The sequence below is a fragment of the Actinomyces gaoshouyii genome (assembly GCF_002072175.1).
In the GTDB taxonomy this organism is placed as follows: domain Bacteria; phylum Actinomycetota; class Actinomycetes; order Actinomycetales; family Actinomycetaceae; genus Actinomyces; species Actinomyces gaoshouyii.
In genome coordinates, this window is sequence record NZ_MVIV01000004.1 from 133862 (window position 1) to 149208 (window position 15347).

A 15347-nucleotide genomic window follows, 5' to 3' on the forward strand; every position below is an offset into this window, starting at 1 on the left:
CCGATCCTAATCAGGCGGCCCGTGGGCACTGCCAGGCGGCCTGCCGCCCCCGCCCTGGCCGGGAGTCGTGGAGCATCGGCCAGGAGGCGATCATGATGACTCCGCCGAGGATCCCGTACCCCAGGGCCACCCAGGTGCCGTGCGCGTCGGCGAGCATTCCGACGACCGGCGGGGCGACCATCATGATGACCCGGGCGAGCCAGCTGACGATCGTCAGGCCCGCGCCGGGCGCCAGGCCCGGGATGCCGTCGGCGGCGGCGAAGGCAACGGGGACGGCGACGGCGCAACCGGCCCCGGCCAGAACCATGCCCACGAGGATCCCCCCGATCGTTCCCGCGACGATTCCGGTGCCCATGCCCAGGACCACGAGCGCGCCGCCCGCGGCGATGACCCGCCGGCCGCCGAGAGCATCGATGATCCGGTCCCCGATGAGGCGGCCGACGATCATGGTGGCCTGCATCGTCACCAGTCCCATTCCGACCATCCCCGCCGGGGGCCGAAGCTCGACGAGGAGGAGAGGGGACCAGTTGGCGCTCACATCCTCGGGGAACATGGCGGCGGCGCACATGGCTCCCAGGACCACGATCATGGCGATCACCGCGAGCCGGGAGGCTCGCGCGGGCGGCGCGAGGCGCGCCGGGCCGCCCGGCGCGGGCGCGGTGGGGGCAGCCGTGGGGGACGCGGAGGGCTCCACCGCCGCATCACTGCGGTCATCGGAGTCGGGCCCCGGGATCATCCAGCGCAGAGCTGCCAGTGACAGCGCGGCGAGGATGAGCACGACGCCACTCAGGTGCCAGGCGATCGGCACTCCCGAGGCGGCCATCCACTGGCCCATGAGCGCGCCGCAGACGGCCCCCAGCGACCACGCGGCGTGGAAGGAGGTGATGATCGAGGACCCCCAGCGCCTCTCGACCCTCAGCCCGTGGGCGTTCTGGGCGACGTCGATGATCGCGTCCAGCCCGCCGCCGAGCGCGAGGCAGACGGCGAGTACGAGCCAATTCTCCGCGGTCCCCGCACCGAGGTAGGCCAGTCCTGCGAGCGCCATGCCGGCACTGGCCACGCGCGCCGAGGTCCACCGGGTGATGAGCGCGGAGGCGGCGAGCCCGGCGACGAGCGCGCCGATCGACCCGGCCATGACCGCCTGGCCGAAAGCGGCCTTGGTGATGGCGAGGCGCTCGACGATCTCGGGGTAGCGGGGCACGAGGTTGGAGAAGGCCAGCCCATTGCAGAAGAAGGTGAGGCACACGGCGGCGCGGGCACTGAGCACGGCACGGGAGCGACCACCCAGCGATGCGCGGTTCAAAGTCACGGCAGGACGAGACGATACAAGTCCATTACGATGAGGGCGGTACTGGCGATGAGCCAACATCGTCGCAGACCGGAAGTTCTTAATATCGTCCACCCACAGGAGTTATCTTGACTCTCCCCCATGGGAACGGCCAGCCTTTTCAGGCCCCCTCTCCCCAGCCCGGCTACCCCATGGGCGCCCCCGCTTATGGAGCGCCCCAGACGACCATGCTCCCCCCTGAGCTCACGGCCCTCCCCAGGGCCTCCTTCGGCGAGGCCGTGCGCCGCTTCTTCCGCCGCTACGCCCAGTTCCGGGGCACGGCCTCGGTCTCGGAGCTGTTGTGGCCCTGGCTGTTCCACTTTCTGGTCATCAGCGTCCTGATGACGATCGCCGGCATCTCGCTCAGCGCCGGCACGACCCCCGCCAAGACAGTCCACGCCGACCCCGAGGTGGCCGGTTGGGCGACCGCCGTCGCGGCCCTCTGCTGGATCACCACCGGGATCTTCAACTTGGCGCTCGTCGTTCCCGCCATCGCGGTCCAGGTCCGCCGTCTCCATGACGTCGGCAAGTCCGGCGGGTGGTGGTTCATCGGCCTCGTGCCCATCGTCGGGCCGATATGGCTGCTCGTCCTGCTGCTGTCGTCATCGAAGCCGGAGTCGTTCCGCCCCGAGTGGGCCTGAGCCCCGACCCGCACCGCTGGCCGCACGCCGTCCCCTGCGCTTGCCGACGCGCAGCGGGGTTGCGGACGCACCCCGAGGACGCGCCGGTAACCCCCGAGTACATTCACAATCCCGGGACGCGTCAACAGCGCAAGAGCCCCGGCCGAGAACACAACGAGGGCGGGCCCCAGGATCACTCCTGAGGCCCGCCCTGGTCGTGTCCGAGGGGGGACTTGAACCCCCACGCCCGTTTAATAAGGCACTAGCACCTCAAGCTAGCGCGTCTACCAATTCCGCCACTCGGACCTATTCAGTTGCGCCGCCCGCCCAGGTCTCCCGCGCTGGCAACGCAGAGAAAGTTACCCAGGAGGAGCGCTCGCACGCAAATCACCCCGCGGTGCTTCATCTCACAGCGCCGCGGCGCCCGAACTCATTCCCCCTCCTCACAGGTGCTCGACGGCGATCCTGGCCCCCATGGCCATGGTCTCCCCCATCTCGAGCAGAGCCGCGGAACGGCCCAGCCGGGCGGTCTCGACGCACACCATCGTCGGGAACTCCTCCTCGGCCATATCCGCCAGCGCGGCAGCGCCGCTGCTCCACGGGTTCCAGACGACGGTCTGGGCCGCCCCCGTGGGCGAGACCCGCACGCGGCGGTCGAGCGCCGGGTCGAGGACCGTCGTCGGAGCGCCGGACTCATAGATCCTGTCCACGGGGCCGCGCACGCCCAGTGGACCGGTCTGCACCGAGACGGCGCCCCCGGCCACCTTGTCCGCGTACTCGCACCCCTCCAGCCCGATGATCCGCACGGCGGTCACGTCACCGACCCGCAGGTAGGTGTGCAGCGCCGCCTCCACGCTCCGGGGCGCCGCCCCGCGGTTGCCGATCGACAGGGACAGCTCCAGCTCCTGCCCCACGCCGATCTCGTAGAGGAGGCTCAGCCCATCATGCTCCAGGGCCATGAGGACCCGCACGGCGCCATCGGGCCGGCTCTCGACGCAGCGCAGTTCCCACTCCATGATCCGGGCCCATCCATGGGAGGGCCTCCGCTCGCCGTCGGGCCCGGAGGCGAACCAAGGAAGGCACAGGGGCACGCCGCCCCGGATGGCGGTCTCGCCGTCGAAGACGGCCCTGCGGGAGGTGAACAGGGCCTCATCACCGCCCCGGGGGATCCAGGAGGTCAGGTGCGCTCCGTGGAGGTAGATCTCCGCCGCCCCGGAGGGCGCGTCGATGAGCAGGCGGGGCTGGCCGCCCCTGCCCGGGGTCAGGGCCGCGACGCGCGGCAGGCGGAAGGGCGGGCGGGAACCGGCACGGCGTGAGGGACTCATGGCCCCACGCTAGTAGGCTGACCGGGCCCCGTCAGCGAAAGCGAGACGCAAGGATCATGACGAGTCCCCGAAACCCGACGCCCCACGGCGCACCAGACACACCCGACGACGCCGCGGGCACCCCTGACGTCACCGCCGTCCCCAGCGCAGCGGGCACCACGGCGCCGATGACCGAGGAGCCCCACGACCTCGCCGATCGCGGGCGCGCGCCGACTGGCGGGGCCGCGCAGGCGGAGGGGGCCCAGGAGGCAGTGGAGGCCGAGAAGACCGCTGCTGCGGGTCCGGCGACCCCGCCCACCGTCGTCGTGGCCTCGAGGCCCACCATCCTGGACGCCCTGCCCCATTGGCTCGTGCGCGGCGGGATCGCGGCCTGGCTGGGGCTGGGGCTCCTCATCATCATCAGCCTCGTCTTCTTCGCGACCTTCAAACTCGTCCCGGTGGTCGTCGGGCTGTTCATCGCCCTCGTGTTCACCACCCTCCTGCAGCCCCTCGTCACCCTCTTCGCCCGCGTCATGCCCCGCTACGCGGCGACCTTCCTCGCGCTCGGGGTGACCGTCGGCGTCGTCGCCAGCCTCATGTTCTACGTCATCACCTCGGTGACGGACCAGTGGAGCAGCCTCGCCGACCAGTTCAACACCGGTATCGACACGATCGTCAACTTCCTCGAGCACGGCCCCCTGCCCCTGCACCTGACCGAGGACCAGATCTTCGCCCAGGTGCACAGCCTTGTCGTCAAGGGCCAGGAGTACCTGCGCACCAATGCGCCGACCCTCGTCTCCGAGGCCCTGGCCAACGCGGGCGCCGTCGTCGACGTCTTCGCCGTACTCGCCCTGGCCCTGTTCTGCACGATCTTCTTCCTGGCCTCCGGGGGCCGCATGTGGCGCTGGTTCCTCAACGAACTGCCCGCCCATCTGCGCGAGCCCGTCCACCGCGCGGCCGGCGCGGGCTGGTACACCTTCGCCGGCTACGCCCGGGGCACCGTGCTCGTGGCCGCCACCGACGGCATCATGGCGGGAATCTTCCTGCAGCTCATCGGGATCCCCCTGGCCGCCCCCCTGGGCGTGCTCGTGTTCATCGGCGCCTTCATCCCGCTGCTCGGCGCGCCGGCGGCCATGGCCGTGGCCATGATCGTGGCCCTGGCCTCCAAGGGCTTCCTCACGATGATCATCGTGTGCCTCGGCGTGGCGGGCATCGGCCAGATCGAGGGGCATATCCTCCAGCCCCTCATCATGGGCAAGCAGGTCTCGCTGCACCCGGTGGTCGTCATCATCGGTGTGGCGGTGGGCACCTACTCCGCGGGCCTGCTCGGCGCGGTCATCGCCGTCCCCCTCATCAGCGTCGCCTGGTCGGTCTACTCCGAGCTCCACGTCAAGGACGCGCCGGTCATCGGGGAGCTGCCCGCTTACTCCGAGATCCGCACGAAGCCCTAAGGGCGCCCGGGCCTCCGCTCCCGGCCGTCCCGATCACCCTCGGGTCCTGCGGATCAGGTCCAGTCGCGGCTCGACGGCGCCACGATCCCTCCCAGGGCCTCCAGGCGCTCGCCGATGAGGACCACCGCGCCGTCGCCGACCTCCACCGTCCCGCGCACCACGAGAGCGCCGGCCCGCCGGCCGATCCCCCGGTAGCGGCGCCACATGCCCGCGGAGCACACGACGTTGAGCAAGCCGGTCTCATCCTCCAGATTGAGGAAGATCATCCCCGACGCCGTGTGGGGGCGCTGCCGGTGGGTGATGACCCCGGCCACCCGCACCCGCTGACCCGCCCGGCGCGCCACCTCGGCGATCGTGAGGATGCCGCCGGCCGCCAGGGCGGGGCGCGCGAGAGCCATCGGGGAGCGCGGCGAGGCCACCCCCGTGAGCCGGATATCGGCGACGGCCTCCTCCGCGGGGGTCATCGGAGTCAGCTCCGGCGCGCTCGCGCCGACGGCGGTGCCCGGCAGCGGCGGCTGGGACCAGGCCTCGCCCGGGGCGGGGGCGCGGCGCCGCCCGATCTCCCCGGCGACCGCCCCCGCCGCCCAGAGGGCCTCGCGCCGATCCGCCCCGAGTGAGCGCAGCGCCCCGGCAGCGGCCAGGGACTCCAGCCTCGCCGTCGTCAGCCGCACGCGGCGAGTCAGGTCCGCCAGGTCCGTGAAGGGCCCGTTCTCGGCGCGCTCGGCGACGATCCGCTCAGCGGCTCCGCCCAGACCCTTGACACGGCCCAGGCCGAGGCGCACGGCCAGGGCCGGGTGGGCGTCAATGGGCGCCAGGGCGTGCGGGGAGGGCGCGAGGGGCTCCCAGTCGGGACCTGCCGCCGCAGGGCGCTGCTCCACCCCGGCCTCGACCTCCGAGGCATTGACGTCGGCGGGCAGGACGCGCACCCCGTGGCGGCGGGCGTCGGCCACGAGCGTGGAGGGCGACCAGAAGCCCATGGGCTGGGCGCCCAGAACGCCGGCGTAGAAGTCCTCGGGCCGGCGGGTCTTGAGCCAGGCTGAGGCGTAGACGAGGTAGGCGAAGGAGAAGGCGTGGGACTCGGGGAAGCCGAAGTCCGCGAAGCCCCTGAGCTGGGCGAAGACGGATTCGGCGTCGTCCTGGCTCACCCCGCGCCGCGTCATGCCGTCCACGAGCCGGGCGTGCAGGGCCTCCATGCGCTCAGCCGAGCGCTTGGCGCCCATGGCCTGGCGCAGGGCATCGGCCTCGGCGGGGGTGAAGCCGGCGGCGTCGATGGCGATCTGCATGAGCTGCTCCTGGAACAGCGGTACGCCCAGGGTCTTGGCCAGAGCGGGCTTGAGGGAGTCGTGGAGGTAGGTGATGGGCTCGCGGCCGAGTCTGCGCCGGATGTAGGGGCTCACGGCGTTGCCCTGGATGGGGCCGGGGCGGATGAGGGCGACCTCGACGACGATGTCGTAGAAGGTCTCGGGGCGCAGCTTCGGCAGGGCGGCCATCTGGGCGCGCGACTCGACCTGGAAGACGCCCACGGTGTCCGCGGCCCGCAGGAGCCGGTAGACCGCCGGGTCCTCCTCGGGCAGGGTGTGCAGGTCCCAGGGGCGGCCGACCTTCGCCGCGCGCAGCTCTCCCCCGGGCGCGAGCTCGGGCACGGTCTCCCCACGGGCGGCCAGGCTGGTGAAGGCCAGACGCAGCGCGGTGAGCATCCCCAGGCCGAGCAGGTCGAACTTGACCAACCCGGCGTCGGCGCAGTCGTCCTTGTCCCACTGCAGGACGGTGCGCCCCTCCATGGCGGCCCAGCGCACGGGGCAGACCTCGGTGATGGGGCGGTCGGCCAGGACCATGCCGCCGGAGTGGATGCCCAGGTGGCGGGGCAGGCCCAGGAGGGATTCGGCGACGTCGAGGACCTGGTCGGGAATGCCGTCGCCGCCCCCCGGGGCGCCGTTACCCGTGCCTTCTCCGCTGCCCGGCGCGCCCTCGGCCAGGTCCGTGCGCACGGTGGACCGGCGGTCCATGAGGCCCGCCCACCGGTCCTGGAGCCCGCCGGGGTGGCCCAGGGCCCTGGCGGCGTCGCGCACGGCCGAGCGCGGCCGGTAGGAGATGACGTTGGCGACCTGCGCGGCGTACTCGCGCCCGTAGCGGGCGTAGACGTGCTGGATGACCTCCTCGCGGCGGCAGGCCTCGATATCCAGGTCGATATCCGGGTAGCCCTTGCGCCCCGGGGACAGGAAGCGCTCGAAGAGCATCTTGTGGCGCACGGCGTCCACGGCCGTGATGCCCAGGGCGTAGCAGACGGCGGAGTTGGCGGCGCTGCCGCGCCCCTGGCACAGGATGCCGGCCTCAGCGCAGAAGTCGACGATGGAGCGCACGATGAGGAAGTAGCCGGGGAAGCCGAGGGACTCGATGACGTCGAGCTCGTGGGTCAGGGTCCTCCAGGCCTCGGGCTCCTCGCGCGGGGACCCGTAGCGCTCCAGGGCGCCGCGCCGGGTGAGCTCGCGAAGCCAGGTGGCTGGGGTGTGCCCCTCGGGGACGGGTGGGATGGGCAGGTCGGGGACGACGAGGGCGAGGTCGAAGGCCAGCTCCGCCCCAATATCCGCTGCGGCGTCGACAGCGGCCGGATCACGGCGGTGCAGGCGCGCCATCTGATCGGGGCCGCGCAGGTGGCGGCCGACGGCGGGCAGATGGCCGCGCGCGGAGTCCAGGTCGGTGGCCAGGCGGGTGGCGATGAGCACGTCGGCCAGGCGGGAATCGGCCGGGCGGGCGCAGCGCACAGCGCCGGTGGCCACGAGCGGCAGGCGGTGGGCGCGGGCCAGGGAGCCCAGGGCCTCGGTCAGCGGCGCGTCGGTGAAGGACCCGTCGAGCGCGAGCTCCACGGCGACGCCGTCGGGCCCGAGGAGATCGACGAGTCGGCCCAGAGCCGCGTCAGCCGCCGCGAGGCTCCACTCGGCGGGGCGGCGCGGGTCCCCCAGGGCCCGGCGCAGAGGGCCGTTGGCAGTGCCGGTCAGGGCCAGGATCCCCCCGCCCTCCAGGGCCGCGGCGAGATCCTGGAGGCGGTGGACCGGCTCCTCGCGCCGCCCGGCGGCGAGGTTGTGATGGGAGATGGCGGCGGCGAGGCGCCGGTACCCGCGGGGGTCCCGGGCGAGGATCGGCAGGTGGGAGGCGTCATCGAGGGTGAGCTCGGCGCCGTGGATGGTGGGGACGCCGTGGGCGCGGCCGGCCTGGGCGTGCTTGACGATGCCGGGCATGCCGTCGTGATCGGTCAGGGCCAGGGCCTCCAGGCCGAGCTCGACGGCCGCGGCGTGGAGCTCGGCGGGCTCATTGGCGCCGTCGAGGAAGGAGTAGGCCGAGTGGGCGTGGAGCTCGGCGTAGCGGTGCGAGGACGGCAGGGGCGGCCCCTCCCGAGCGATGGATTCGAACAAGTGTACAGAATAACGCGCTCGAGTCGTGACGGCGCTCAGACGCCTCTGAGGCAGCCACGTGAGACAATCCCCGTCGTTCACCCGCGGAGTAGCTACTGTGCCCGCATTCCCAATGTCGGCGACTCATCCCTGAGCGCCGCGCCACCTCGATCCAGGATCCAGCATGACCGATTCCCAGCTTGCGGGCGCCGCCGCAGAGTCCGACGGAGAACAGGAAGAGCCCCAGGAGCTGAGCCGCAGCCTGCTCAGCCGCCACCTCACCATGATCTCGATCGGCGGTGCGATCGGCACCGGCCTGTTCGTCGCCTCCGGCGCCACCATCTCCCAAGCGGGCCCCGGCGGCGCGCTCGTGGCCTACGCCGCCGTCGGCATCATGGTGTGGCTCATCATGCAGTCCCTGGGCGAGATGGCCGCCTACCTACCGGTGGCCGGTTCCTTCGGCGAGTACGGGACGCGCTTCGTCTCCCGCTCCTTCGGCTTCGCGATCGGCTGGAACTACTGGTTCAACTGGGCGATCACCGTGGCCGCCGAGCTCGTGGCGGCGGCGCTGGTGATGAAGTACTGGCTGCCGGACGTCCCCTCCCTGGTCTGGTCAGCCCTCTTCCTCATCATCCTGTTCGCCATCAATGCCCTGAGCGCCCGCGCCTACGGGGAGTCCGAGTTCCTCTTCGCCTCGATCAAGGTGGTCGCCGTCGTCGTCTTCCTCATCCTCGGCACGGCGATGATCGCCGGGATCCTGGGCGGCCCCAGCCCGGGCATGACGAACTGGACCATGGGCGAAGCGCCCTTCGTGGGAGGCGGTGAGGGGATCCTCCTCGTCCTCCTCGTAGCCGGCTACTCCTTCCAGGGCACCGAGCTCATCGGGACGGCTGCGGGCGAGGCGGAGAACCCCGAGCGCACCATCCCCCGCGCCATCCGCACGATCTTCTGGCGCATCCTGCTGTTCTACATCGGGGCGATCGCCGTCATCGGCTTCCTCATCCCCTACACCGACCCCAATCTGCTCAACTCCTCGGAGTCCAATATCTCGGTGTCCCCCTTCACGCTCGTCTTCGAGCGAGCGGGCGTCCTGGGGGCCGCCTCGGTCATCAACGCGATCATCCTCACCTCCGTGCTCTCAGCGGGCACCTCCGGCCTGTACTCCTCCACCCGGATGCTCTTCGCGCTGGCCGAGCGCGGGCACGCCCCGCGCTTCCTCACGCGCCTGTCCTCCCACCAGGTGCCGATGAACGCGCTCGTGGCCACGACCCTCGTGGGCCTGGCGGGCTTCATCACCTCCCTCATCGGCGACGGCGCCGCCTACGAGTTCCTGCTCACCCTGTCCGCCCTGGCGGGCTTCATCACCTGGGCGGGCATCTCCTGGTGCCACTGGCGCTTCCGCATGGCCCTCGAGGCGCAGGGGCGCCCGCTGACCGACCTGCCCTACCGGGCCCGGTTCTTCCCCGCGGGCGCCATCGTGGCCCTGCTGGCCTGTATCGCCATCATCATCGGGCAGGCCTACGGGCCGATCACCAGTGGGGACTCCCTGGGAAAGATCCTCATGCCCTACATCGGCATCCCGGTGTTCCTGGCCCTGTGGTGGGGGCACAAGCTCGTCACCCACGCCCCCACCGTGGACCCCGCGCAGGCGGACCTGGGCAGGGAGTAGCGGGGGGCAGCGGCGACCCGCGCGACGTCGGGCAGTCCGCCGGGACGGGGAGCGCCCCATGGGCTCCCGCAGCGTCGGCACAGCGCGCGCCCCTAGGATGACCTCGTGCGATTCTCATTACCGGTACTCCCCGAGCCATCGTTGCGGTCCCTGCCGTCCAGTCGGGCCATCGCCTGGACGATGGCGGTGGCGCTCGCCGTCTTCACCATCGCGGCGGTCGCCACGCTCACTGTCAACGGCGGCAGGGGCGCCGGTGCGGGCGCCCCCGGCCGGACTTTGGCCGTCGACCTGTGGGCGGCCAGGCGGGCGGCCTCGTTGCGCGCCCCCGCGCTCACGCCCCTCGCCTGGTCCCTCACCCATGCGGGAGGGACGATCGGCCTCACACTCCTCACAGCGGCGATCGCTCCCGCGCTGGCTCTGCGGGGCCTTGGGGCGCAGGCGGTCATCCTGGTGGCCTCCATGAGCGGCGCGTCCATCCTCACCCTCGCGCTCAAGGGAGTCTTCAGCCGCCCGCGCCTGGGCGCCGAGTTCCGCCTGGGCCCACCCCTGCGCACCGCGGCCTTCCCCTCGGGGCACTCCCTCAACACCGCGGTCTTCATGGCTCTTCTGGCGGGATTCGTCCTCATCTCAGCGGCTTCGCGGGCAGCGCGGGCGGGCGCCGTGGCGGCGGCCCTGGTGGTCACGGCCGCCGTGGGCGCCTCCCGCGTCTACCTCGGCTACCACCGCCTCACGGAGATCCTGGCGGGCTGGGCCCTGGGACTCGCATGGGCTTGCGCCACGGCGCTCGTGGTCATCGCGCTCAGCCGTCAGCGGCCGCGCCGCGCCATCACCCACCCGTAGTCCCGTCGCAGCCGGTCGCGGTCCCCCACGGTCAGTCGTAGACGGCGTCGAGCCACCACCTCCCGGAGCGCTCCAGGAGCAGGGGAGGGCCGCAGCGGCGGGTCACTTGCAGGTAGGCGCGCCGGTGGGCGCCGGGCCCCCACCAGCCCTCGTCGATGACCCAGGGCCCGGCCCAGGCCAGGACCTCATCGCTCCCGTCCCACTCCGAGTGCGGGCTCCCCGGTTCCCCGATGCGGATGGCGGCGGGAGCGCCGTCGAGGATCCCCTGGGCGTCGACGCCGATCTCCTCCCCCATGGCATCGGCGAGGACCGCGGGCACGCGGTGGCAGGGGACGGTGGCGGGGCTCGGTTCCGGGAGCATCCCGGCCCAGGGCGGCGTCCCCTCGCGCGCGGCGCCGCCCGGGCGCCCCACCGGGGAGGGCCCGGCGGGCGACTCGTCCCAGCCGATGAGGCGGGCGCGGGAGCGCGGGTCCCGCCCGGGGACGAGGCGAGGGGACAGCACCCCGCCGACCCCGAGGAGGGACTCGACGCGCTCGGCGGCCCTGCGAGCGAGGCGCTGCCCCCGCTCGCCCGGGGTCCCCCACAGCCCCTCCCGGTGGGCGCCGGCGACGACGGGCTCGAGAGCGGTCAGGCGCAGGAGGGTCAGGGGTGCGGCGGGCGGGCGGCCGGAGCGGCCGGCCAGCCAGCCCTCGATCTGCCAGCGGACGCGGTCCGTGGTCCAGGAGGGGTCGGGGAAGGAGTCGAGAATCCAGGAGCGGGCGAGCTCGGAACCGTCCTCGCAGCCGGCCTCGATGAGGAGCCGCCCCGCGCCGAGGCCCGCGCCCGCCAGGCGGGAGGCCAGACGCTCGGCAAGCCCGCGGGCCACGAAGGCGGCGGCGTCGGCCCGCTCGATGGGCGGATCGAGGCGCTCCTCGACGCCGATGCTCGCCCGAGGGCGCGGGGCCCGGGGGGCGTCGCGCGCCTCGGCGCTGGCCAGGAGGTGGAGACGCTCCCCGGTGATCCCGAATCGCGCGGCGATATCCCGGCGCGGGAGGCGGGCCAGATCCCCCAGGCGGTGGATGCCCAGGCGCGAGAGCGTCTCGATGACGGCCTTGGCCTCCTGCCCCGCCGCGCGGGAGGTCAGGGCGGCCAGGGCGGAGGGCATCGGCCAGGGGGACAGGAAGTCGGCGGTGGCGCCGGAAGAGACGATGATGCCGCGCCGGGCGGCGAGGACGGCTCCGAGGAGGGAGTCGGCGATGCCGACCTGGCACTCGACGCCGATCCCCTGGGCGACGGCCTCGATGACGGCCTCGGCGAGGGGCTTCTCTCCCCCGGCCCACGCGGCGGGGCCGCGAGCGCCGGACAGGGCCAGGCCGGGCCGCACGATCGAGGGGTCGGCAAGGACGGTGGTCAGGGCCTCCATGACGTCCCCGAAGGCGCGGGCCTCCCGCTCGGGACACGGGGGGATGACGGCCAGGCCGGGGCACAGGGATCGGGCCAGGCGCAGGCGCATCCCGATGCCCACGCCGGCGGCCCTGGCCGCCGGGGAGGCGGCGACGACGCCCCGAGCGCCGATGACGGCGACCGGCCCGGTGGCCGGATCGGGCGGAGACTCTCCGGATCCCCGGCGGGCCCGGGCCTGATCGCGTGCCTGGAGGGTGAGGGCGACGACTGGCCAGTCGGGGACCCATACAGCGAGGAGTCGCGGGACGGTGGGAGTCGGGGGCGGCGAGGGGCTCATGCGCTCCCCCTGCGGGCAGTAAGGGTGCCGGGCTCGGCGGGGGCGGCGGGGCCCTTGGACGCGGCCGCTCCCCGCTCATCGGCCCCTGCGAGATCCTCGAGCTCCATGCCGCCGCCTCCCAGGCGCAGCTCGAGGCGGGAGCCGCGGGCGTCGTCGTGCAGGCGCCAGGACAGGGCGTCGAGATATCCAGCGGACATCTCCTGCGCGCCCTGGGCGGTGGCGCGCAGGGGGACGAGGGTGCCGCGGGACTCGACGCGCAGGACGCGAGCGCCCTCCCAGGGGATGGAGCTGAGGATGAGGGCGCCGCGGTCCCGGGCGCGGGCGGTCAGGGTGGCGCGATCCCGGGATCGGAGGCGCGAGGCGGGGCGAGCGGTGATGAGGAGGGCGTCGACGCCGTCGAGCAGAGCGGCGGTGACGGCGAGGATGCCGGCGGGGGCGAGTTCCTCCCGCACCGCGTGGACCTCCTCGCCGCCCCCCGTGCCAATGGGGACGGCGAGCACGCGGTCGAGGGCGAGGCCGAGGTGAGCGGCGGCGCACCAGCCGAGGTCATCGCCGCCGACCACCGCGCACCACCCCTGGGCGCCCTGGCGGTGGGCGAGGAGGGCGAGCAGGGCGCTGGTCGAGCCGGTGAGGACCACGGCCCCACTGGTGGCGGCGCCCACGCCGAGCCAGGGGCCGGGAGGGGGGTCGCCGATGAGGCCTTCCCGGGCCCGGGGGGCGAGAGGCTCGCGCGCCGAGCGCAGGCCGGTGCGCTCCTCAGCTCTGGCCAGGGCGCTCCTGGCGGCCCGGAGGCGCGAGAGTCCCTCGTCCCCAACCATGGCGCCTCTCCTCCCGTAGCGCATTCGAACACATGTTCGAGTTCGGTATGAGCGTAGCGCACGGGGGCGACAGGAATGAAGCCCGCTCGTCAGGCGCCTTCAGGAGAGAGAGACCGGCGTCTAGAGTGGCCCCATAGGCTCGACCGAGAACGGAGGCACCATGACCGACCTGCGACGCCCGCGCCCCCCTTTCCCCTATGACCTGCTTCCCACCGTCCCCGCATTCACCCTGGAGTCGACGGACATCGCCGCTGGCGCGCGCATCGCGGACCGTTTCACCGCCGCTGCGGGCGAGAGCATCTCGCCCGCCCTGTCGTGGTCGGGCTTCCCCGAGAGCACCTCCTCCTTCGCGGTGTCCTGCTTCGATCCCGATGCCCCAACGCCATCGGGCTGGTGGCACTGGACCATCGTGGATCTCGACGCCTCCACGACCTCCCTGCCACAGGGGGCGGGAGCCTCGGACCTGACCCTTGACGGCGCCGCCTTCCACCTGCGGGGAGACTCGGGTGATCACTCCTACTTCGGCCCCTATCCCCCTGCGGGCGACGGCGATCACCGCTATGTCTTCGCCGTGCACGCCCTGGATGTGGAGACCCTGGGACTCGACGATGAGGCGACGCCGACCATGGCGGCCTTCCAGATGGCGCAGCACGCCCTGGCCCGCGCGACGCTGACCGCCGTCTATTCGCTCCCCGGCGAAGCCGGCGCCGAGCCCTTCCTCCAGGGGCCGGCATGAGCCGACGGGCGGCAGGGCCGCCCATCACCGCGCCTCCGGCCGGTCCGCCCTCCCCCACGGGCGCGGCAAGCCCTTCGCAGGGGGCGGGCACGCGCCGCAGCCGCCGGGACGCGGCGCGCGGCGAGCTCGTGGAAGCGGTCACCGGCGCGTTCCCGGCGGCGCCGATCGGGCGCCACCAGCGTCGGCCGATCGCCGTGGTGACGGGGGCGACGTCGGGGATCGGCCTGGCGATCGCCCAGGACCTGTCCCGGGACCACGACCTCATCCTCATGGCCCGCACGCAGTCGGACCTCGATGACCTGGCCGTCGCCCTGCGCCAGCACGCGGGCACCCGGGTGCGCGCCGTGGCGGTGGATCTGACCGACGACGAGGCGCTGGCCCACGAGGTGGCGAGCCTGAGGCTGCCGCGCCTCGATGTGCTCGTCCACTCGGCGGGGGTGGAGGCTCCGGGCCGCGTGGAGGAGCTTGAGCCGGCCCAGTGGCGCTCGGCGCTCAACCTGGACCTGGTGGCGGTCGCGCATCTGACCAAGCTGCTGCTGCCGGCCCTGCGGGTGCGCAAGGGCCTGGTGGTCATGATCAACTCCGGCGCGGGGCACCGCTCCTTCGTGGGCCAGGCCCTGTACTGCGCGGCCAAGCACGGGTTGCGCGCCCTGGCCGACTGCCTGCGGGAGGAGGAGCGCGGAGACCTGCGGGTGACCACCATCTACCCGGGCCGCGTGGACACGCCGCTGCTGAGGCGCCTGCAGGAGGACGCCGGCCAGGAGTACCGGCCGGCGGAGTACATGACCCCGGACTCGGTGGCCTCCGCCGTGCGCGTGGCCGTGGACATGCCTCAGGGCGCGGCCGTGGAGGACCTCATGGTGCGCCCTTCCCAGCTCACCTGAGCCGCGCGTCGTCCTTCCCCGCTAGCGCCCGCCGGGGAAACCAAGGACCCGCCAGGCCTCGTAGAGCCCGATGGCCGCGGAGTTGGCGAGATTGAGGGAGCGATTGCCCTCGACCATGGGGATGCGGACGCGGTCGGTCACGCGGGGGTGGGCCATGACCTCCTCGGGCAGACCGGTCGGCTCGGGCCCGAAGAGAAGGGCGTCGTCGGCCCGCCAGTCCACCTGGGTGTGCAGGCGCTCGGCCTGGGCGGTGAAGGCGTAGATCCTCCCGGGGACGTGGACGAGGCAGGACTCCAGGTCCTCGTGGACGCGCGTCCGGGCCAGGTCGTGGTAGTCCAGGCCGGCGCGGCGCAACTTGGCGTCATCCATGTCGAACAGGGGGTCGATGAGGTGGAGCATGGCGCCGGTGTTGGCGCTCAGCCTGATGGCGGCGCCGGTGTTCCCGGGGATCCGCGGCTCGAAGAAGACGACGTGCAGCACGCGGACCATCCTGCCACCCGCGGTCCCGCCCCCGCGCTCGGGGGGAGGAGGAGGGGGCGCGGTCGATCCGGCGTCCACTGCGGCGCCGTCGGGGATGAGGCGGACCTCA

General features: G+C 73.1%; 12 protein-coding genes and 1 tRNA gene. 6 read left to right on the top strand and 7 right to left on the bottom strand.

Annotation, left to right across the window (positions count from 1 at the left end):
- Nucleotides 1–10: 10 nt before the first annotated feature.
- Nucleotides 11–1288, bottom strand: coding sequence for an MFS transporter (locus B1H50_RS05165; protein ID WP_373284820.1), 1278 nt, complete (start codon nt 1286–1288; stop codon nt 11–13).
- 128 nt (nt 1289–1416) lie between these two features.
- Between B1H50_RS05165 and B1H50_RS05170 the strand changes: the two genes are divergently transcribed.
- Complete coding sequence (locus tag B1H50_RS05170; protein WP_143231762.1) at nt 1417–1968, top strand: DUF805 domain-containing protein; 552 nt, start codon at nt 1417–1419, stop codon at nt 1966–1968.
- A 197-nt stretch (nt 1969–2165) separates the two neighbouring features.
- Here the strand turns inward: B1H50_RS05170 and B1H50_RS05175 are convergent.
- Together B1H50_RS05175 and B1H50_RS05180 are read right to left on the bottom strand one after the other, a co-directional pair.
- A tRNA-Leu gene (locus B1H50_RS05175) sits at nt 2166–2253 on the bottom strand.
- Between the two features lie 137 nt (nt 2254–2390).
- Complete coding sequence (locus B1H50_RS05180; RefSeq protein ID WP_080462704.1) at nt 2391–3272, bottom strand: D-hexose-6-phosphate mutarotase; 882 nt, start codon at nt 3270–3272, stop codon at nt 2391–2393.
- Between the two features lie 56 nt (nt 3273–3328).
- Between B1H50_RS05180 and B1H50_RS05185 the strand changes: the two genes are divergently transcribed.
- Entirely contained in the window at nt 3329–4702 is a 1374-nt protein-coding gene (locus tag B1H50_RS05185) for an AI-2E family transporter (RefSeq protein WP_080462705.1), read from the top strand.
- 53 nt (nt 4703–4755) lie between these two features.
- Here the strand turns inward: B1H50_RS05185 and B1H50_RS05190 are convergent, their stop codons facing one another.
- A complete protein-coding gene (locus B1H50_RS05190; RefSeq protein WP_188640723.1) occupies nt 4756–8079 on the bottom strand; it encodes an error-prone DNA polymerase in 3324 nt (1107 codons plus the stop codon).
- Nucleotides 8080–8275: 196 nt separating this feature from the next.
- Between B1H50_RS05190 and B1H50_RS05195 the strand changes: the two genes are divergently transcribed.
- Both B1H50_RS05195 and B1H50_RS05200 read left to right on the top strand, forming a co-directional pair.
- On the top strand, nt 8276–9760 hold the full coding sequence (locus B1H50_RS05195; protein WP_080462707.1) for an amino acid permease: 1485 nt from the start codon (nt 8276–8278) through the stop codon (nt 9758–9760).
- A 105-nt stretch (nt 9761–9865) separates the two neighbouring features.
- Complete coding sequence (locus tag B1H50_RS05200) at nt 9866–10600, top strand: phosphatase PAP2 family protein (RefSeq protein WP_125898891.1); 735 nt, start codon at nt 9866–9868, stop codon at nt 10598–10600.
- A 31-nt stretch (nt 10601–10631) separates the two neighbouring features.
- Here the strand turns inward: B1H50_RS05200 and B1H50_RS05205 are convergent, their stop codons facing one another.
- Together B1H50_RS05205 and B1H50_RS05210 are read right to left on the bottom strand one after the other, a co-directional pair.
- The gene (locus B1H50_RS05205; RefSeq protein ID WP_080462709.1) at nt 10632–12320 is read right to left on the bottom strand and encodes a DNA polymerase Y family protein; all 1689 of its coding nucleotides are present in this window, start codon (nt 12318–12320) and stop codon (nt 10632–10634) included.
- Nucleotides 12317–13138, bottom strand: a complete 822-nt coding sequence (locus B1H50_RS05210) for a hypothetical protein (RefSeq protein WP_080462710.1) — start codon at nt 13136–13138, stop codon at nt 12317–12319. The genes B1H50_RS05205 and B1H50_RS05210 overlap by 4 nt, the downstream gene beginning before the upstream one ends.
- 160 nt (nt 13139–13298) lie before the next feature.
- Here B1H50_RS05210 and B1H50_RS05215 point away from each other — a divergent pair, with 160 nt between their 5' ends.
- Both B1H50_RS05215 and B1H50_RS05220 read left to right on the top strand, forming a co-directional pair.
- The gene (locus B1H50_RS05215) at nt 13299–13874 is read left to right on the top strand and encodes a YbhB/YbcL family Raf kinase inhibitor-like protein (RefSeq protein WP_080462711.1); all 576 of its coding nucleotides are present in this window, start codon (nt 13299–13301) and stop codon (nt 13872–13874) included.
- A complete protein-coding gene (locus B1H50_RS05220) occupies nt 13871–14758 on the top strand; it encodes an SDR family oxidoreductase (protein ID WP_229657908.1) in 888 nt (295 codons plus the stop codon). Before B1H50_RS05215 ends, B1H50_RS05220 begins: the two co-directional genes overlap by 4 nt.
- A gap of 21 nt (nt 14759–14779) precedes the next feature.
- Here B1H50_RS05220 and B1H50_RS05225 read toward each other — a convergent pair whose 3' ends face one another.
- Nucleotides 14780–15238 carry a tRNA (cytidine(34)-2'-O)-methyltransferase gene (locus tag B1H50_RS05225; protein ID WP_080462712.1) on the bottom strand — a complete coding sequence of 153 codons (459 nt, stop codon included), beginning with the start codon at nt 15236–15238 and terminating at the stop codon, nt 14780–14782.
- Nucleotides 15239–15347: the final 109 nt, after the last annotated feature.